Here is a 20944-nt window from a genome sequence, read left to right as displayed (position 1 = left end):
AGAGTTGTCAAAAAACCTGTTTCAAAGTTTAAATCCAAAAAAGTTAAACACAGAGGTACTGGAATAAAAACTAATCCTCCTGTTTTTAATATTTTAAAGCCTCCCAACCCTTAAGTAAACCGTATTGGAGTATATATCTGAATTTGCCACATCATGTCCGGTCGATCGCTATAACAAACAACTGTTCGTAGTGCGGACTTCAGTCCGCAATATGCTGCGGACTTCAGTCCGCACTACGAACGGATATTATCGCGGTCAATCGACCGGACACGATATGATTAGTCGAGTTGACTTTTACTGGCTATTATTTTAACCCCAACAACCAAGCGACAGGGACAGGTTTGAACATATCACTGTCGCTATAAAAAACCAATTCGCCTAATGACAACAGTCAACTGTCAACCGTCAACCGTCAACAGTCAACTGACTACTGACTAATCAACAAAGCTGCGGGAAAGTAGCTGAGAGCATCACCAATGGCCAGCTTACCGTTACTTTCAACAGGCTGATTGGTAATCGCATCCTTCCAAACCGACGGCATTTTATCCGACAATTCCAGATTAGTATCTTTCCAGACTTGTTTGCCGATCGGCATTTCTTCCGGTTTCACAATTCCCGTCAAGTATCGAGGAGCGATCGCAATAACTGTAGTATCTTCAAATTTGCGAGCAAAAGCAATCACGTTATCTTTAAAAGTGCCAACTGCGTGCAGTGGTTGATAATCGCCAGATTGAAAAACTTGCAAGTATTTTTTTCTAGCTTCTAGGACTCTTGCCGTCAAAAACAACTTAATTCTAGCATCTTCCCGCGTCGCAATCAAATCTTCAACCAGTTGCAAAATATCCGTCTCAGCTTGCTGTTTAATTTCCCGCAAAACCTCAATTCGGCGGTCAAAATCCACTGGACGGCGGTTATCTGGATCGACGTGGCTTAAATCCCAAAATTCCGTGCCTTGATAAATGTCAGGAACCCCAGGTGCCGTAATTTTTAGCAGCGTTTGAGATAAAGAATTGAAAATTCCGTAATCAGCTACTTTTTTCCAGAAAGGTAAAAATTTCTTGAAAAACTGATTTTGTTCTGAAGGTTCGAGAACGCTATCGATAAAGGTCATAAACCCAGTTTCGTAGTCGTTATCAGGTCTCAGCCAAGCTGTATAAACTTTTGCTTCGCGGACGGCTTTGATCGCATAATCTTTGACGCGAGTAACATAATCAGTGTTTTCAATTTCCTCAAATGGAAAACTGCCGAGCAGAGTTTGATACAAGAAGTATTCGTCGTTAGTATCGGGAACCATTCGATTCACAAAGTTGACTTTTTTAGAAGAGTTTACCTCTCTCCAAGACCTGACTTGTTGTTCCCATTCCTCAGGAATTTCTGACAAAACATTAAGTCTAGCTCGCACATCTTCGCCGCGTTTGGTATCGTGGGTAGCTGTAGCATTCATTTTGTGAGGCCAAGCTACTTGCTGCTGCTTGTTGAACTCGTGAAAATCCGCCAGCGAAACGCCGAACTGACTGGGGTTTCCTCCGACTTCGTTGAGGGATAAAAGGCGATAGTAGACGTATAGCAACGTGTCTTCAACGCCTTTGGCCATCAGGGGGCCTGTCAACTGCTGTAGTTTCATGACAAAGTGCCTGCGCTCCTCTTTTTGTTCGGCTGTGAGGGTTTCTTCTTCTTCCAGTAACAGCACCGTTTCGATAAATTTCAGTTCTTTGAGGAGTCGCGGTACTAATTCTTTGGCGTGGGCGATCGCATATTTGACGTAAATGCGATCGGACTCTCGCAAACCGTCTTGATTAATGTAAGTTCTGTACACTGGAAAAATCGTCAAAACCGCAGCCAGCGCTTTTTCCAAACCCGGACGAGTAAAGTCATTTCCCTGTCGGGATTGACCGGAAATATTCTTCAAAAGCTGAGCCAGATTGTCTACATCTCCCGCCAAATTTTTCTCAACAATCAGCCCTTTTTTATCTAAAAACAACTGTTCGTAAGGAACATTCAAGCGAGTAAATCTCTGATAAATTTCGCTAAATTGCTGTTCGCGATCGCACCGACAAAAAACGCCGTTTACGTAGTTCAAAAAGTCGTAGCCACTGGTTCCCTCAATCGGCCAATAGGACGGTAAATCTTCCTCGTGTTCCAGAATCTTTTCCACAGTAATGTAAGTGTCTCCAACTCTCTCGCGGAGCCGTTTCAAATATTCTGTGGGGTCGTAAAGTCCGTCGATGTGGTCGATTCTCAATCCGGTAAACTTTCCCTCGTCTACCATGTCGAAGATCAGAGCGTGGTTTTTGTGGAAAACTTTAATCTCTTCAACTTTTACCGAAATCAGTTCGTTGACAGTAAAAAACCTGCGGTAGTTGATTTCTTCGGCGCCCACTTTCCAGAAAGAGAGACGATAAAATTGCTCGGAGAGTAAACTATCTAACAAATTAAAGCTTTCTGGATTGCCTTTTTCTCCGTTAAAGAAATTGATATTTTCATCAATAAATTCCTGGACGATGGGATTTTGATTGTAGAGTTCCCACAGCAGCCCTTTGACAAAAGCTATCTGATCGTATCTGGCTTTACCTTTAGCTTCAGAAGGTGTATTCTTAATTAGATAAAGAATCCCCAAGAACTTGATAAAATCTGGATGGCGCCTGCCTAATTCCCTGCCTAAATGCCCCAAATTATGACCGATAAAACTAGCATAAGATTCAATTTTTACAGGCAATTGTAAGCTGTAGTAATTGATAGTTAGCCCAATTTCGCTGTATTTGAGTTGAATCTCGCCATTTTCCAGACACTCGCCATAAAAATTGCCCAGCAGCGGAGCCAGCACTCGACCTCTGAGATGTTCGTAAGCGTGATTCCATTCAATATCGAAGTAATCGAAATAGTCGGAATCCGGCCCGTGTTCTAATACGTCTAACAGCAACAAATTTTGAGTGTCGTAAGCCATGTGGTTCGGAACAATATCTTGCAGCCATCCCATGTTCAGTTTATTGATTTCGTAGGTGAGGGCTTCAAAGTTTTCTGATGTTCCCAATTCAGGATTGATTTGATTTGAGTCAACCACATCGTATCCATGACTGCTGCCTTTTCTGGCTTTGAATATCGGTGAGGCGTAAAGGTCGGTAATTCCTAATTCTTCCAGATAGCTGAGGATTTGTTTAGCGGCTTCAAAGTTAAAACCTGCATGAAATTGAATCCGATAAGTGGTTGTGGGAATTCTCATCATCTTGATTTTACTCCTGATTGATTAGTCGATCGGGTAGTTGACAGAAATTACGCAAACAGTGGCTGGACGCGAGCTATAGCGGTTCTCAGAAAGAAGAGGTACGTTGTTGGGCTTTAGCCCTATTGGTTTAATTGATTAATTCGTAGAGTGCGAAACTCTGCGGTTTAACAGTCAATTCTTGCTGCGAATTGATGTTTTCAGGCAAGCTAGAACCTGAACCCATCCATTTTACATCAGCAGAGTCTAAAATTTTGTGACCATTGCCTTGGGGAAGTCCGGGCGTAACAGCGACCTCTTGCTTGTTGAAGTTCAGGATGCAGAATATCTGGCTGTTATCTGTCCACCGACGGAGAAACAAGATTTTTTCTGCTTCAATGCTGGAAACTTCTAGATTGTTTTTGTCGAGTTTTTTCAGGGCGGGAATTGTTCGCCGCATTTGAATCAAATGTTGGTGCCATTCCCAGAGGATTTTGTGTTTTCCTGCTGTTGATTTTTCCCAGTTTAACTTGCACTTTTGGAAGCTCTCAGGACTCTGGGGGTCTTGAAATTCGCCTCTGTCTTCAAAAGCTTTAAATTCTTGTTGCTTGTCTTTGCGAATCGCTTCAATTAAGTCAGGATCTGAGTGGGAAACAAAGTACAGAAACGGCGTTGTTTCTCCGTATTCTTCTCCCATAAATAAGAAGGGAATGTAGGGAGAAATCAAAACTGTACCGGCTGCGAGTTTCAGCGCTTCAAAGTCCACTATTTGCGAGAGTCTGTCTCCTAAAATCCGGTTGCCGATTTGGTCGTGGGTTTGGGAAAATACCAGAAATTTTTCGCCCGGTTCATCTTTGACAGAATTGCCGTGTTTTCGCTTTCTGTGAGGTGCATACTGCCCGGAGTAAACAAAGCTTTCTTTGAAGGATTTTTCTAGGTGTTCGCACTTGCCAAAGTCTTGGTAGTAGCGGTCATTTTCTCCGGTGAGCAAGGCGTGCAGTGCGTGGTGGAAATCGTCGCACCACTGGGCGTCTAATCCGAAACCGCTGAGTTCTTTGGGACGTACTGTGCGGACATCGTTTAAGTCACTTTCTGCGATTAAGTAAAGTTTCCTGCCGATTTCTTGGGAAATCTCGGCGGTGGCGTCGGAGAGTTCTTGCAAAAACGGTCTGGCACCTACTTCAAATATTGCTTGAATTGCATCTAATCTCAGACCGTCGATGTGATAGTCTCGAAACCAGTAGAGGGCGTTTTGAATAAAGTAGTTGCGGACGCCGTCGCTGTAGGCGTCGTCGAAGTTGAGGGGGTCTCCCCAAATCGAGCCGTATTTTGAGGTAAAGTAGGGGCCGAAGTCGCGGAGGTAGTTTCCTTCGGGGCCGAGGTGGTTGTAAACGACATCGAGTATTACTGAGATGCCGTGTTCGTGGCAGGCGTTGATGAGTTTTTTGAAGCCTTCTGGGCCGCCGTAGGAGTTTTGAACGGCGTAGGGATATACGCCGTCGTATCCCCAGTTGCGATCGCCTGGGAATTGGGCAACTGGCATAATTTCGATGACATTAATCCCCAATTCTGTGAGTTTTTTGAGTTGGGGAATTATTGCTTCAAATGTTCCGGCTTGGGTGAATGTGCCGACGTGCAGTTCGTAGATAATCATTTCCGACAGTGGCACGCCTTGCCAATTTTTGTCTGTCCAAGCAAAGGCATTTTGATCTATTACTTGCGAGGGGGCGTGGACGCCTTGGGGTTGATATTTTGATGCCGGGTCTGGTCGGTCAATTTTTCCTTCGAGCTGGTAGGTATAAAGAGTTCCTGGTGCGATGTCTGTAGCGGTGGTTTGCCAGTAACCTTCTGCGGATTGTTGCATGGGTATCTGGCGTGGCTCTGGGGAAACAATTTGGACTGATATTTGTGTGATTGTGGGCGCCCAAACTGTAAACTCACATTGGTTGTTGCCGAGGTAATTTGCTCCTATCTTCACTTTGAGTTGTTCTCCTTATAAAATAGGTTGGTTGTGCGATCGCCCTTGGGACGCAATCAAATGCTGTGTTCTTGAGGTGAGAGCGCCTCTGATGGTAAGATTACTTAAAATTACAAACAACTAACTTGAGACAGAGCAACGGTTAGAATTATCGCTGGGGCAAAAGTAGCGGTTCGTTATGTATAAATTAGAGCATGAATCTGCATCCTTAGCGATCGCCATTCTTGGCCACCTGCCAGAGTTAATATTTCTGGTTTATAAGGTCTAGAATATACCTAAAGGTAGATAGCAAATCAGCGCGAGCGTGTATCCTATGGTTATTGCTTTTGGACGGGAAATCTGCTGCAATCTCGACTCGGCGGAGTCTCGCGAGTGGTTGGTGACAAACGGAATCGGCGGTTATGCTAGCGGGACGATCGCAAATCTCCTCACCCGCCGCTATCACGGGCTGCTGGTTGCAGCGCTCAAACCCCCGCTGGCACGGACTTTGATGCTCGCCAAGCTAGACGAGACGGCCGTGTATGCCGATCGCGCCTACCCGCTTTATACCAACCGCTGGGCCGACAGTACGATCGAACCCCACGGCTACAACTGCATCGAAAGCTTCCACCTCGAAGGTACGACGCCTGTTTGGAGGTATGCCCTCGCCGACGCTATCCTGTCCAAGCGGATTTGGATGCAGCAAGGTGCTAACACAACATATATTCAATACCGCTTGCACCGCGCCTCACAACCGATCGCGATCGCAGTCAAAGCCCTAGTCAACTACCGCGACTACCACCACATGACAAGCGCGGGCGACTGGCCTGTGAGTCTGGAAACTTTGACACAAGGGGTTTGCGTGACGGCTTTTGACGGAGCCGCACCCCTGTACCTGCTGACAGATGCTACTCCAGAGGCTAAATTTCGAGTCTCTACGCCCTTATACAATTGGCACTACGGATTTAATTTGGCAGCCGAACAGCGGCGCGGGTTGGACTACTGCGAGGATCACTTGCACGCGGCGACTTTTCACTTCGCGATCGCACCAGGACAATCTCTCACATTGATCGCGAGTACGGAGAAAAATGCTGAACTCAACGGCGATGCGGCTTTAGAATTGCGCCAAGCGGGCGATCGAGAATTGCTGCAAAAATGGCCAAAAGCGAGCGAATCTCCCGACTGGATCGAGCAGTTAGTGCTAGCAGCCGACCAATTTATCGTCAACCGCCCGCTACCAAAGGAACCCGAGGGTAAAACGATTATCGCCGGATATCCCTGGTTCAGCGACTGGGGGCGCGATACGACGATCGCCCTGCCGGGTCTCACAATCTGTACCGGGCGGTGGGAAATTGCCCGATCGATTTTGCGAACATTTGCACGGTATGTCGATCGGGGAATGCTGCCAAACCGCTTCCCGGATGCCGGGGGCGCTCCGGAATACAACACCGCAGACGCCACGCTGTGGTACTTTGAGGCGGTTCGCGCTTACTGCGATTGCACCGGAGACGACGAACTTTTGGCGGAACTCTGGCCGACACTATGTGAGATTGTGGATTGGCACGTAAACGGAACTCGGTATAACATCCGCGTCGATCCTGACGACGGTTTAGTCTACGCGGGGGAAAGCGGCGTGCAACTGACTTGGATGGACGCGAAAATCGGCGATTGGGTGGTGACTCCTCGGATCGGTAAGCCGATCGAACTTAGCGCGCTTTGGTACAATGCCGTGCAAGCAATGACAAGTTTTGCTCGAAAACTGGGCAAGCCTCACCATGAATACCAGCAGTTGGGCGATCGTACCGCCACCGGATTCGATCGCTTCTGGAACGACTCAACCGGTTACTGCTACGACGTTCTCGACGGCCCCGACGGCAACGACATTTCCCTGCGCCCCAACCAAATATTCGCCGTTTCCCTGCCCCTGGACTCGATTCCTGGGTACGAGGGCAAGCGCCAGGAAACCCGTTATACACCGTTACTCACGCCCGTGCAGCGCCGCGCCGTCGTAGACGCCTGCGCTCGGGGGCTTCTCACTTCCCACGGCCTGCGGAGCCTCTCGCCGCAACACCCGCAGTATCGCGGCGCCTATGAGGGCGACCAATTGCAGCGCGACAGCGCCTATCACCAAGGCACAGCATGGGGCTGGCTGATCGGCCCGTTTGTCTTGGCGCACTTGCACGTATACAAAGACCCAGCACAAGCTCGCCAATTCCTGGCACCGATGGCACATCATATAACGGCTGGCGGAGTTGGCAGTCTCGGCGAAATTTTTGAGGGCGACGCCCCCCACTCGCCCCGGGGCTGCACGGCTCAAGCTTGGACTGTGGCCGAAGTGTTGCGGGCTTGGTTGGCAGTTGACAGTTGACAGTTGACAGTTGACAGTTAAATAGTAGCCAAATCAAACCGTTTCTCGATCGCGGGGTCAGGGATCTATAGTTGTTAATAGTGATAAGTAGGTTGGGTAGAACTGAGATGTTGCACCATTCTCAACAAGCCTTTTGCTGACAATGATGCAAGATGTGAGGTACAACGAAGTGAACCCTACGCTTCGCTGGATCCAACCTAAAAATTATTGGTTTAACAGTGGACAATACTGTCAACTGTCAACTGTCAACTGTCAACTGTCAACTGTTTTATCGGAGGTTTATGGCATTATTATTAGCGGGCGATATTGGGGGAACTAAGACAATTTTGCGCTTGGTAGAAAGGACTGCTGATGGTGCAATGAATGCTCTTTACGAGTTTCGATATCCAAGCGGGGAGTTTCCCGATTTAGTGCCGATAGTTCAACAGTTTTTGACGGAAGCTGCTACAAAACTCGATTTAGCACCGCAGCCTGAAAAAGCTTGTTTTGCGATCGCAGGCCCAGTAGTCAACAACAGCGCCAAACTGACTAATTTGCCTTGGCTGCTGGATGCAAAGCGTCTGGAAGAAGAATTAGGAATCTCCCGTGTTAGTTTGATTAATGATTTTGTAGCGGTTGGTTACGGCGTGTGTGGTTTGGAAGCTACAGATATACACACCTTGCAAGTAGGAAAACCCAGTCAGCACGATCCAATTGCTGTGATTGGTGCGGGTACAGGTTTGGGACATTGTTTTGCAATTCCCGAAGCAAATGGGATCAGGGTTTTTTCTTCGGAAGGGGGACACGGTGACTTTGCTCCTCGCTCGGAGTTGGAGTTTGAATTGCTGAAATATTTGTTAGCAAAACATGACATTCAAAGAATATCGATCGAGCGTGTAGTTTCGGGACAAGGGATTGTTTCAATTTACCAGTTTTTGCGCGATCGCAAGTTTGCCGCTGAATCAGCCGAGGTGGGGGAAGCCATAGCTCAATGGGAGTCGGAAATCGGTAAAAGCGAGAAAACCGTCGATCCGGGGGCGATAATTGCGGCGGCTGCACTCCAAAAGTGCGATCAGCTTTCGGAACAAACAATGCAAATGTTTGTAGAAGCTTACGGTGCGGTGGCCGGAAATATGGCTGTTTCACTTCTACCTTACGGCGGTTTGTACGTAGCCGGCGGCATCGCTGCGAAGATTTTGCCGCTGATTCTAGAAGGCAGTTTTATGCGAGCTTTTACCCACAAAGGTCGGATGGATTCGCTGTTAGAAATGATACCAGTTCGCCTGGTTTTGAATGGCAATGTCGGGTTAATTGGAGCGGCGGTTTGTGCGGCAGGTATTTAGGGTATTGTAGGGGCGGTGCCCCCGTGCCCGCCCCAGTTAATAATTGTAGGGTGCGTCAGCTTTAATCTGCTCGATTTTTGCTAAAATGGCGATCGGCTGACGCACCCTACTAATCTATAATTACCTCAGCTTCAAAATCTTCTGCGCCGCACTTTCAGATATCGGCATCACCGACAAGCGATTACCTTTCCTCACCACCAAAAGCTCATCAGCACTAAATTTTGCTTTCAGTTCATCCAAAGATATTAAATTAGCAAACTCCTCAACAAACTCAACTCTCACAGTCTGCCACCGAGGCGCATCAAGCTGAGATTTAGCATCATAATACTCGCTATTCACATCAAACTGAGTCGGGTCAGCAATCCCAGTTTCAACCACGCGCGCCAACCCAACAATTCCCGGAATTTTAGTATTAGAATGGTAAAAAAATACTAAATCATCCAAACTCATTTCCCGCATAAAATTGCGAGCTTGATAATTGCGAACGCCATCCCAAATCGAAAATTTGTCACGCCGCAAGTCCGCAATACTATAAACATCCGGTTCCGACTTCATCAGCCAATAATTCATACAATCCCTTCGCTTTGGCTAGCCAAAAATTGTTGAATATTGTCTAAACACTGCTGCATAGCTTTGTTCATAAAAACCTGAACCAACAACAACCCCACAGGATATAATACCGGAGAAGTCAGCATAAAGTAAAACTCCCAATCAATCCGAGTTCCCTTTTCTGTAGCAGTAAACTTCCAATCTCCGCCACCAGACTCAATCAGTAGAGAAATCGGAAACTTAAACCCTCTAACCAATCGATAGCTTTGTCTTTCAGGCTTTTGGAAACTAATCATTTCTTCATCAATCACCGAACCGTCGGAATTTTCGATCCGCCGCACGCCACCTTCACGCATCTCTCCACCATCAGCCATTTCAGCTTTCACAATTGCCGGAATCGGCCCGAATCCGCGAAAGACTTTTGGCAGATTTGACAGAGATGTCACAAAATCAAAGACTATTTCCGGTGATGCAGGAATTTCTACTAAGGCGTTGGTTTTAACTAACATTTGATTCTCAGATTTTGAGCATTAACTATAGCGGTTCTCACAAAGATGAGGTACGTTGTTGGGCTTTAGCCCTTCTTGGTTTAAACTGTTTGTATAGCAGTTCTCACAAAGATGAGGTACGTTGTTGGGCTTTAGCCCTTCTTGGTTTAAACTGTTTGTATAGCGGTTCTCACAAAGATGAGGTACGTTGTTGGGCTTTAGCCCTTCTTGGTTTAAACTGTTTGTATAGCGGTTCTCACAAAGATGAGGTACGTTGTTGGGCTTTAGCCCTTCTTCGTTTAAACTGTTTGTATAGCGGTTCTCACAAAGATGAGGTACGTTGTTGGGCTTTAGCCCTTCTTCGTTTAAACTGTCAACTGCCAACTGTCAAAGGTGCGTCGCTGTGAAATTTTTCACTTTTTCGAGCAGATGATTCATGGCGACGCACCCTACGGTATTAACTTTTTAACTGTCAACTGTCAACTGCTATAAAATATCTTTCCGCTTTTGCAACCACAGAGTCAACATCAAATACACGAAAATATGCACGCACAAAATCCCCCAATTTAAACTCAGATTGTGCCACGTCGGATCGTAAACATGAGTAGGCTCAAACGGTTGGGGAAGTGTACTCCCATCCGGCAAAGTCGTAGGCGCGGGAACCAGGGAATTTACATTAACTAAAGAGCCGTAAGCACCCACAGACCAGCGACTTAACATCAACCAAGAAAACTTGCTCGCCACACCTTCCATCCTAAACAAAACTCCCGAGAAAATAATCTGAGGTAGCAATATTAGAGGTAAAGCACTGTTAGCTTGAGAGCCATTTTTGACAATTGCCGAAACCAGCAATCCGAGACTGATACAGCTCATTAAAGTTAGAAACGTGGTAATAGCTGCTCCCAACGGCCAAGAAATTAAACTCGGTTCGGGGGATTTGAAAGCAATCAGAATAACTCCTACCATCAACAGCGTTTGCAATACCGCTAACCCGGAAAGTATGAAAACCTTCGACCCCAAATAAGCAAACAATCCTAAATTAACCAAACGTTCGCGCAAATAAATAGCAGATTCCTTGACAATTTCTTGCAGGGAAGTTGCCAGACCCACCCAAATAGCCGCGCAGGTAAACACAAACAAAACTCGCATCGCTAAAGGTGCTAAAGTTGGCTCCGGCGCGCCAATTAACGGGTCTTTATCTCGTACAGCCAGACGCAGCAAACTAATTCCGATCGGAGCCGTTAATAGAGCTAAACTTAAGTTAACTAGGTCGCGGGAAGTAAGCTGAAAATAGCGCTGGGCTAGCAAAACAAGTTGTTTGACAAAAGATACAGATTTGGGTTTGGGAGGCGCAGCGGGCGTTTTTCCACTAGCGTTGCCGGTGCTGAAGTGGTTGACAATATAGCGCTGATAGTAGGGAGATTTCTTGAACTTTTCCGCCCAGCTTTGAACGTTGGTTTCTCCTGTTTCTAATTCGTTGTAAATGTCGGCAAAATCCCCAGTTTTGACATCAAAAAAATCGAGGGCTTCCCCAGGCGGGCCGAAGTAACAAAGCCGTCCGCCGCGGCCCATAAACACAATGCGATCGCACATCGTGATATTTGCCGTCGCGTGAGTCACCAGAATCACAGTGCGGCCTTGACTTGCCAACTTTCGCAGCAGTTGCATCATCTTCTTGTCCAAACCCGGATCCAGCCCAGAAGTCGGTTCGTCCAAAAAGAAAAGTTTCGGATCTGCTAACAGTTCAACTCCGATGCTAACCCGTTTGCGCTGTCCGCCGCTAAGCTGTCTGACAACAGCAGTGCGGCGGTGAGTCATTTCAATATCTTCTAAAGTTTTGGTGACTACTTGCTGAACATCTGTATCGGGAGGTAAGCGCAATTTAGCAGCATAACTCAATACTTCTTCTACTGTCAAATCTGCGTGAATAATATCATCTTGAGGCACGTAACCGATTTGATTGCGATAAATATTGAAGTTTTGGCGCAGGTTGTCGCCGTTGAGAAACACAGCGCCTTCAGTAGTTTTCTCAATGCCTAAAAGCGTCCGCATTAAAGTAGATTTTCCCGCGCCGCTACCGCCGACTAAAGCTACAAACTGCCCCGGTTCGATCGCCAAAGTGATACGATCCAAACGCTTGGGAATCACCAGATTGTCAGCATCCAGGCGAATTTGACTGCCTCGGTCTTGCACCTCTAACGTATGATTGCGGTAAGTTAGAGTAAACGGGCCGATCCGAATCGCATCTCCCTCGGCCAACTGTACAGAATTTGTGATGCGCTGACCGTTGACAAAAACGCCATTAACACTGTGATCGCGTAAAATATAATTGCCGCGACTGTCAGCATCAATTGTCGCGTGTCGCCTCGAAACCAGCGGCGCATCTAATTGTAGCGAAGCATTTGGATCGCGGCCCAACAAAACCGATCGATTGCTGAGGGGAATTGACTGTTTGCTGGGGGGAAAGATTTGACTCGCCAGGGGATTAAAATAAGTCACCAAAACTTGATTTTTGGGATCGAGACCAATTTTAATTTCTGTACCGTTTTTGAGACAATAACCGTCATTGGGAGTGATGCGAGTGCGATCGACAAATAAGCCATTAGTGCTCGGCTGCTGGCCGTCACCGTCGTAAATCCAGTAATTTTGGCCAATTTGGCGCAACACAGCGTGAACCCCCGAAACTGCCCGCCAGGGTTCGGGAACAACCAAATCAGCACGAGTGCGATCGCGCCCCAGTACGTGCTGCGGCTGTTTTAACTCTAACTGTATGCTTTGATCTTGACACGTTAATACCAAATAAGGGCGATCGCTGACAGCAGTCGGTTGTCCTATATTACCTATCATATTGAAATAGCCTTTTTTGCATACACTTTTGTCAGCATATCAAAAGTGAGGCAACAATCCACTTATTTATTTGCGAACTTATGCAAAATATCTATACTATCATCTTCCGCGCGCGTTACATCTATATTACTTATTCCCTATTCCCTCTTCATTCTGTCAACTATCAACTGTTCGTAGTGCGGTTCGTAGTGCGGACTTCAGTCCGCATTATGCGGACTGAAGTCCGCACTACGAACAACCGACAAACTTCGCAGCCGATTAATAGCCGCCGCCAATTCAAAGCGACGAAACATAGCAAAATCCCCCTCAGGAAAAGACGATAAAATATCCATTCCCTCGGCGTCAATATCTGCCATCACCAAATCGATAATTTCCGACAAAGTGCGCTTCCCGTCCATGTACTGCCCCTTAGCATAAACCATTGCCGAGGCGATCGCCCGCAACTGTCCCCTGTCCACAATTTGCTCGACAGCGCCCAAATCAATCTCCTCACTTCCGAAAGCCAATTCATCAACATCCCGCACCTTCACCCGCACATCTCGCCGTCCCCGACTCGGATCTAAACTAGCAGGAACCGGGACTCTTTGAGTAATTTCACCAAAATTTTCTCCCCCTTCAGCAGCGCGACTCGTCGAGTAATTATTTGCGATTTCTTTAGCTTTTTCTGTCACATCATATGCTTCAAAACTATCCATTGAAATCACAGTATCCGCCACATCAAAATAATCCCCACTTCCCCCCATCACCAAAATAGTCGATACGCCATAATCTGCGTACAACTGTTTCACTTTATCGATAAACGGCGTAATCGGTTCCTTATCCTTAGCAATCAAAGCCTGCATTCTGCGATCGCGAATCATAAAATTAGTCGCCGCCGTATCCTCATCCACCAACAAAACAGGTACTAAATCCCCTTCACAATCCGCGACTAATTGACTCTCCATCACAAAAGATCGAGATTCCCCCCTCTTCCCTGAAAACCCATCCGTTAAATCCCGTACATTGCTCGTCGCCGAACTTCCTTCTTCACTAGAAATCCATCCGTTAAATCCGTTAAATCCGCTACAGAATCCGTTGCCGAACTTCCTTCTCCCAACTTCCAAAGCCTCAATAATATTAGCAGCTTGCGACGTACTGCCGCTCGCATTTGCAGTAGAAAATTGCTTAGTATCTCTACCTTGCGGCAAATGATTGATAAAAGGAGAAATATCCACCGACGCCACACTTCTGCCATCTTCCGCCCGAATTTTCACCGCCGCCGGACTTGTCACCACAAATTCCCTACCATCACCCGGAATTCGGTTGTAAACTCCCAACTCAATCGCCCTGAGTAAAGTTGATTTGCCGTGATAGCCACCGCCCACAATCAAAGTAATGCCAGCGGGAATGCCCATACCGGAAATCAAACCGCGATTCGGACAATTAAACTCAACCTTTAACGACGGGGGCGACACAAAAGCCACAGCATCATTTAACAGAGAACGGTTGTCAACACCGCTGCGGCGGGGTAAAATAGAACCGTCAGCAACAAACGCAACTAATCCATTTTCAGCTAACTGCTGCCGCAACCAATCAGCATCTTCTACAGTTTCAACATGACGGCGACATTCCGCAGCATTTAAGCTAGAATATTTCAAAGCTTGGCTGACAATTTGCGGGATATCTTCGCACAGCATTTGAGCAGCTTGTCGCCCTAAAATACTGCGCCCGCCCGCCGGAAGTCCGACGGAAAATCGGATTTCAACTCCTCCTAAATCTCCGAACTCTGATGCAGTTGAGTCTAGAATAAATGCCGAAGTTCGTTCTAAAACTTCTTTGCCGAACCGACTCACTGCGATCGTACCGCTTTTACCGCTGCCGCGCCTGCTGCTGGTGCTATATGCTGCTTTGTCAAACTGGCGAGTTAGGTAATCTCGCAGGGCTATTTCTCGACTGCGAGATTGGAAAAGTTCGCGGGGAATTCGAGCAATGTTGGGCGGAACTTTGACTCTAAATTTACTGGGAGATGCAAATGGATCTCCTTGAACATAATCAATTATTAATGTGAATTCATCAAAGTTATAGTTGCCTTGAATATCTTTGTAGGCTTTGTAGCTTCGATTGTCTAGTTGCAGTAAATGCTGTCGCAGATTTTCTTTGTTAGTCATTTCTTGTAAAGAAGAAGGAAGAAGGAAGAAGGAAAATTAGCCATTACCAATTTCCAATGCCCAATGCCCAATGCCCAATGCCCAATGCCCAATGCCCAATGCCCAATGCCCAATGCCCAATGCCCTATTACCGAATATCCAATAATTTAGCAGTAGCATTAACCACAATTTGGGCAGAACCGGCGAAAAAAGGTCGATCGATATTTGCGAGTGTATCGGTAGACTGGTGGTAGTGGGGCGATCGCAAATTTGCAGTATCCGTCACCAACACAGCACCAACTCCTTTATACCAGAAAGGCGCGTGGTCACTACGCAAAACATCGGGAGTCAGCAGCCCTTTCAGGGGAACCGGCAACGTCATCACCGGTGGTAAATCAGCTTGTGGCGACTCCGCAAAAGTGCCCAACAGCAGCGGATGTTCCGCATCCCCAATCACAGCAATAAACTCGCCCTTATCGGGAGAAGTCACCCCCGCTGCATCTAGAAAAGGTTGCGGTTTCAATCCTTCGGGATATCGCTGACATCCAGCCGTGCGGCAGGCATAACCGATCATATCCAGGACGATCGCACCCTGCAAATTTTTTAACCGCGCCGCGCTACCCGCAAATGCTAAACTGCCTAAAAGTCCGATTTCTTCCCGATCGAAAAATGCCACTTGCAATGTCCGAGGCGTAGGACGAGAACCCAGCAATCTTGCTACTTCTAAAACTGCCGCAACTCCTGTTGCATTGTCGTCAGCCCCAGGGGATTGTGGTACAGTATCGTAGTGTGCTGCAATTAAAATTGCACCAGCGTTTGAGTCGGTACCTTTTCTCTCGGCGAAGACATTAATTCCGCGATCGAACTCCTGCAATTTTGGTGAAAAACCGAAGGTTTTCAGTTGTTGGGAAATGTAATCTCTCGTAAAAGAGCGAGCTCGTTCTCCCTCGCGTTCTCCTGCTAAAGTTTCGACGTGTTTCCACAACCGGGACGAGTCAACTTGCGGCTGACTGACTGCATTTTTTTCAGCAGGAGACTGGTTTTGGGAAGTGTGGATAGTGCGATCGATCGAAACTTCCGGTACAGCCGTTTTCGGCTGCCACGAATTAGAACCCCAACCCACAACTGCCACCGCAACCAGAATAAATAGCGCTATCGAAATCAATTGTTTCATCAGTAAGTCTATTTGATATTTTAGACTATTATCTTTGTGATTTTACTTGACACTATCGTCAAAAATAACCCTGTTTCCAAAAATGAAACTCAAAGTTTTTAACATTTTTTCTAGTAGCGCTATCCTCAAAGATCGTATTGTATAACTAGCTCTTAGGTACGTAGTTGCGCTTCAGCACTCTTTAGACATATATATTAAAGAGGGCTAAAGCCCAACAACGTACCTGCTTCACTGTAGTTGCGTAATTCCTGTTACTTGCTTCAGAAAATTCACGACGAACTCAAATACTAATTTACATTCGTAACTCACAACTCAAAACTACTTTTTCTCCCACTCTATCTCCTTATTTCCCAATATTAACCCGCTACTGGTAGGGAAAGCATAAGGAATAGTTTTTGCGGAAAAATCAACAATTTGAGTTTGTTGTTGAAACCACTCCGAGTAACTGGGATTGAGTAACTCGTACAGTGCTTTTAAATCTTGGATTTCTGCCTCTAGCTGCGCTGCTGCTTGATTAATTTTGCGAGCTTGTGCTTGCAAGCGCTTTTCCCCGGTTTGAACGTGGTTTTCTACTTCTTTCCAGTGTTCTCCCGCCAGCAATTTATCTAGTTCACCTTGTTTGTAATTGAGTAAAGCCTGTTTTGCTTCCAGTTGCTTTTCAATAATTTTAGTCTCTCGGTCAATTTCCTGGATTTGCTGCAACCACTGCTCCCCAAAAGCAGCATTTTGCTGGTGGAACTCGGCAAGGGCCTCAGGAGTATTATTCTTGGGAAAACTGACTGTCACTCGGCACTCTGAGCGCTGTAGGCAAAGTTTTTCCCGCGCCTCTTGCAGGGAGGCAACTTCTGCTTGCAGCGCGCGGACTTCTGTTTGGAGTTCTGGGATCGTCTGACTCATTGGTTCAATTCGTGGATCTCTGCATCGATCTTAAGCTAATTGTTTATTTTTCTAACAAATCTCCGCCGCCTATGAGCGGGAATTTTCTAATTTTAGCGCGATCCCAGCCGATGTCTAGGCATAATGGCGGATAGTTTGTGGCACAATGGCCGATGACAGATCTTAAATTAAGATTAAAATTATAATTAGTTACAAAGATAAATTCTTATTTTTGAGCTCTTCAATTTACTAAAGCAACATAAATTCAGGTGCTATTCTTTCTGTAATTCCTCAACATATGCTCAAAGTATTTAGATTTCTTGAGACAGGAAGACATCTTTTTAAAATCAGGAACTGGAGCAAATGAAAATTACGTATCAATTCATTTTGGCATCTTTGACTGCTGCTACTTTTGGTGTTGAATGTAGCATTAATTCAATAAAATTGTCGGCAAGTATAGGGGATATAACCGACAATCGCGGTGTGGAAGCAATTGTGGTGGAGCCTGAGAAACTTAGCTCTTTGGGAGCGTCATATCGCCCCACTACTTCGGCAACAGCCGACTTATTTGTAGATAATTTATCCCAAAGAGAAGCTGTACATTTACCAAGCGACAACTTTATACATTCTCCGCAAAATTCCGAAAATAAACGTAGTTTTGGTCGGGAAACAATCTGTTCTTTTTTGGCTTTTATTTCTATAGTAATCTCGTTATTAATCAGGACGAACACAGCAACTATCTTATCTAAGGCGAGCGGGAAATCTCACTCTGAAACAGAGAAAGAAAAGCTACCAGAAGCAAAAAAAGTGTTGCGTCAAAAAAAAGAACAAGATATCGGGGATACTATTGCCAAAATGACCCAAGATTTGCAGCAAACTGCGGAATACGCCCTGGATATTTGCGAGGAAATGAGCGTCTCGATCGTTGCTACAACTCCCGGCGGTCATATCCTGTCGTCTAACCAAGCTACCTGTCAACTTTTAGGATACTCTAAAAAAGAGTTGTTAGGCAAACAAATAGCTGGACTTTTCAAACAAACTGAATCACCGGCAGCCGGATTAGAATCAGCAACATTAACAGCCCAAGGTTCTGTCCGCAACGTCGAAAAAGTCTACCTTTCCAAACAGGGTAAAAAAATAATTGTACTGCTTTCAATTTCAACTATTCGCGACGGCAAAGGTGAAGTGAGCGGCAAGTTGTATGTAGCACAAGATATTACCGATAGCAAGCGGGCTGAAAGAGATTTGCGGCGCAGTGAAAAAAAGTTTCGGCAACTGGTAGAAACTGTTAATGCTGCTGCATTTATCTATCAGCGCCGACAGTTGCGCTATGTCAATTCTCAGACAGAAGCTTTAACTGGATATACTCGCGAAGAATTGCTAGGATTGGATTTATACGATTTTATTCATCCAGATTTTCGATCGACAGTTAAACAATGGGGTAAATCCCGCCATCCGCGAGACAGTGCAGGCTCAAAATATGAAGTGAGAATTATCACGAAAACTGGAGAAACTCGCTGGATAGAAGCCACTGTTGATATTATCAAATATGAGAGAAAAGCGTCAATATTAGTCACAGCTTTTGACATTAGCGATCGCAAATTAGCAGAGTTAGAACTAGAAACATCTCTTTCTTTGCTTCAAGCAACCATTGAATCTACTGCTGACGGAATTCTGGCGGTGGACGGTAGCGGAAAAGTTGTCAGCTTTAACCGCAAGTTTGCTCAAATGTGGCAGTTGCCAGATTTTCTGCTAGATTCGAGAGATAGCAACCAAATTTTGGGGTATGGAATTAACCAGTTAAAATACCCGGAAATCTTTCTCAGCCGTGCTAAAGAATTGTCTGATATCCCCGCAGCAGAAAGTTTCGATGTCATCGAGTTTCAAGATGGCAGAATTGTCGAACGCTACTCGCTACCGCAGCATACTGGAGGCAAAATTACTGGTCGAGTGTTCAGCTTTCGGGATGTAACGGAACGCTGGCAATCTGAAGAAAAACTCCGCAAAAGTGAAGAACGCTTTCACCTGCTGACACGGGCAACAAATGATGCGGTTTGGGATTTTAATGTGTCAAGAAATGAGTATTGGTTGAGCGAAGAGTTTGAAAAAGTTTTTGGATACAAACTCAACGAAACTCAGACGATAGAATTAGAATTGTGGTGGCTGAATGTTCATCCCGAAGAACGGGAAAGAGTGAAGTCTAGCTTCAACGAAACAATGAACTCAGACGCTCAATGTTGGTCGGAGGAATACAGCTTTCGCCGCGCAGATGGGGGATATGTTTTTGTGCTCGATCGCGGTTACATTATCCGCAATGCTAGCGGCCAAGCAGTGCGGGCGATTGGCACTATGATGGATATCACTCAGCGCAGGCAAGCTGAAGAAATTATTCGCTATCAAGCTGTTTATGACCAACTCACAGGTTTACCGAACCGGATACTGTTTAACGATCGCCTGTTGGCTTCATTAAAACAAGCTAAAAAAAATGAAAAAATGCTCGCTGTGATGTTTTTAGACTTGGACAGGTTCAAAAAGATTAATGATACACTAGGTCACGCTGCGGGCGATCGCCTGTTAGAAGGTTTTGCCGGACGCATCAGCGACACTTTGCGATCGACGGATACGGTAGCCCGCTGGGGAGGCGATGAATTTACTGTACTGCTTCCCGAAATCAATTGCTTAGAAGATGCGATTAAAACAGCTCAAAGAATACTCGACAATTTAAAACCAGCATTTAAACTAGAACAACAGGCGTTTCACATCAGTAGCAGCATCGGCATTGCCCTTTATCCCAACGACGGCGAAGATGCCGAAACTTTAGTCAAAAATGCCGATGCTGCTTTGTACCGCGCTAAGGAAAGGGGAAGAAATAATTATCAATTATACACTGCAACACTTAATCCCGAAGGCAGCCAGTTGCTAAATATAGAAAACAGGTTGCACGAGGCTTTAGAACAGGGAGAATTTGAGGTTTTTTACCAGCCAAAAGTCAACATCACTACTTGGAAAATCCAGGGGATGGAGGCCCTGCTGCGCTGGAAACATCCAGAATTAGGTTTAGTTTCTCCGGCAACATTTATTCCGATCGCCGAAGAGAACGGATTAATTGTCCCTATTGGCGAATGGGTGCTGCAAACTGCCTGCACTCAAAATAAAGCTTGGCAGGATGCTTTGCAACCAGATTTGCGGGTAGCGGTCAACTTTTCGGCGCGGCAGTTTCAGCAATTTAATTTAGTGCAAATGGTGGCGAATTGTTTGGAAAGAACTGGTTTAGCACCGAAGTATTTAGAGTTAGAAATCACGGAGACTACAGCTATGCAAGATGTGGATTATACCACAAAAGTTCTGAGGGAGTTGCAGGCTATGGGAGTGCAGATTGCGCTGGACGATTTCGGTACTGGTTATTGTTCTCTAAATTATCTCAAAAAGTTTCCGTTGAATATCTTGAAAATAGACAAATCTTTTGTCAGCGAACTGACGACTGATCCGTGCGAACGGGCGATCGCAAATGCTGTAGCAACTCTGGGGCGAGATTTGAATTTGAGCGTGGTAGCTGAGGGAGTAGAAACTAAAGAGCAGTTGGATTGTTTGCGATCGCTCCACTGTCACGAAATTCAGGGTCACTATTTTAGCAAGGCGCTCTCGGCTGGGGATGCGAGCAAACTGTTGGTAAATTGTCTGTTGAGGAAAGTGAGAATTGCATGACATTTGTCAGTTGACAGTTGTAGGGGCGATGCCCCCGTGCTCGCCCTCCTAGTTGACAGTTGGGAAGTTGGGAATTCGATCGCCCGCGCCAAATAAAATTAACTGGTTATCAGGTGCTGGCCCTGCTTTAGGTATGTAGTTGCGCTCTCTTCGCTCTTTGCGTAAATCTAAATAAGAGCGCCCAAGCGCAACTACGTACCTTGAATGCAGGGGGAACGCATCTTATTGAACACTATTCATCAGTGGTGAGTATATTTTGAGATAAATTCACCATTCTTAGAAGCTATAGACACGCTTTGTAATGACTTTTGTAAGAAAATAGAACTGATTAAT

The 20944-nt window shown here is 45.9% G+C and carries 12 protein-coding genes; 4 read left to right on the top strand and 8 right to left on the bottom strand.

Features of this window, described 5'->3' with window-relative positions; all coding sequences use genetic code 11:
• Positions 1-124 precede the first annotated feature (124 nt).
• Positions 125-313, top strand: coding sequence for a hypothetical protein (locus QZW82_RS30120; protein WP_293157361.1), 189 nt, complete (start codon positions 125-127; stop codon positions 311-313).
• Between the two features lie 114 nt (positions 314-427).
• Here the strand turns inward: QZW82_RS30120 and treY are convergent, their stop codons facing one another.
• Both treY and treZ read right to left on the bottom strand, forming a co-directional pair.
• Entirely contained in the window at positions 428-3220 is a 2793-nt protein-coding gene (treY, locus tag QZW82_RS30115; RefSeq protein ID WP_293157367.1) for a malto-oligosyltrehalose synthase, read from the bottom strand.
• Between the two features lie 130 nt (positions 3221-3350).
• Entirely contained in the window at positions 3351-5177 is a 1827-nt protein-coding gene (gene treZ / locus QZW82_RS30110) for a malto-oligosyltrehalose trehalohydrolase (RefSeq protein ID WP_293157358.1), read from the bottom strand.
• Between the two features lie 313 nt (positions 5178-5490).
• Between treZ and QZW82_RS30105 the strand changes: the two genes are divergently transcribed.
• Together QZW82_RS30105 and QZW82_RS30100 are read left to right on the top strand one after the other, a co-directional pair.
• Entirely contained in the window at positions 5491-7524 is a 2034-nt protein-coding gene (locus tag QZW82_RS30105) for an amylo-alpha-1,6-glucosidase (protein ID WP_293157355.1), read from the top strand.
• A gap of 281 nt (positions 7525-7805) precedes the next feature.
• Positions 7806-8846: a glucokinase gene (locus QZW82_RS30100; RefSeq protein ID WP_293157364.1), complete on the top strand. Its 1041-nt coding sequence runs from the start codon at positions 7806-7808 to the stop codon at positions 8844-8846.
• 120 nt (positions 8847-8966) lie between these two features.
• Here the strand turns inward: QZW82_RS30100 and QZW82_RS30095 are convergent, their stop codons facing one another.
• The 6 genes from QZW82_RS30095 to QZW82_RS30070 all read right to left on the bottom strand — a co-directional run bounded on the left by QZW82_RS30095 (position 8967) and on the right by QZW82_RS30070 (position 16927).
• Positions 8967-9416, bottom strand: a complete 450-nt coding sequence (locus QZW82_RS30095) for an EVE domain-containing protein (protein ID WP_293157352.1) — start codon at positions 9414-9416, stop codon at positions 8967-8969.
• Positions 9413-9904, bottom strand: a complete 492-nt coding sequence (locus QZW82_RS30090) for an SRPBCC family protein (RefSeq protein ID WP_293157349.1) — start codon at positions 9902-9904, stop codon at positions 9413-9415. Before QZW82_RS30090 ends, QZW82_RS30095 begins: the two co-directional genes overlap by 4 nt.
• A 465-nt stretch (positions 9905-10369) precedes the next feature.
• Positions 10370-12730 carry an FHA domain-containing protein gene (locus QZW82_RS30085; RefSeq protein WP_293157346.1) on the bottom strand — a complete coding sequence of 787 codons (2361 nt, stop codon included), beginning with the start codon at positions 12728-12730 and terminating at the stop codon, positions 10370-10372.
• A 197-nt stretch (positions 12731-12927) separates the two neighbouring features.
• Positions 12928-14877, bottom strand: a complete 1950-nt coding sequence (locus tag QZW82_RS30080) for an ABC-ATPase domain-containing protein (RefSeq protein WP_293157343.1) — start codon at positions 14875-14877, stop codon at positions 12928-12930.
• Between the two features lie 127 nt (positions 14878-15004).
• Positions 15005-16030: a M20/M25/M40 family metallo-hydrolase gene (locus QZW82_RS30075; RefSeq protein ID WP_293157340.1), complete on the bottom strand. Its 1026-nt coding sequence runs from the start codon at positions 16028-16030 to the stop codon at positions 15005-15007.
• 318 nt (positions 16031-16348) lie between these two features.
• The gene (locus tag QZW82_RS30070) at positions 16349-16927 is read right to left on the bottom strand and encodes a hypothetical protein (RefSeq protein WP_293157337.1); all 579 of its coding nucleotides are present in this window, start codon (positions 16925-16927) and stop codon (positions 16349-16351) included.
• A gap of 342 nt (positions 16928-17269) precedes the next feature.
• Here QZW82_RS30070 and QZW82_RS30065 point away from each other — a divergent pair, with 342 nt between their 5' ends.
• On the top strand, positions 17270-20611 hold the full coding sequence (locus QZW82_RS30065; RefSeq protein WP_293157334.1) for an EAL domain-containing protein: 3342 nt from the start codon (positions 17270-17272) through the stop codon (positions 20609-20611).
• Positions 20612-20944: the final 333 nt, after the last annotated feature.

It is taken from the genome of Microcoleus sp. bin48.metabat.b7b8b9.023 (assembly GCF_013299185.1).
Lineage (GTDB): Bacteria > Cyanobacteriota > Cyanobacteriia > Cyanobacteriales > Microcoleaceae > Microcoleus.
The sequence above is the reverse complement of the archived record's forward strand: the minus strand, read 5'-3'. Positions and strand labels throughout refer to the sequence as shown.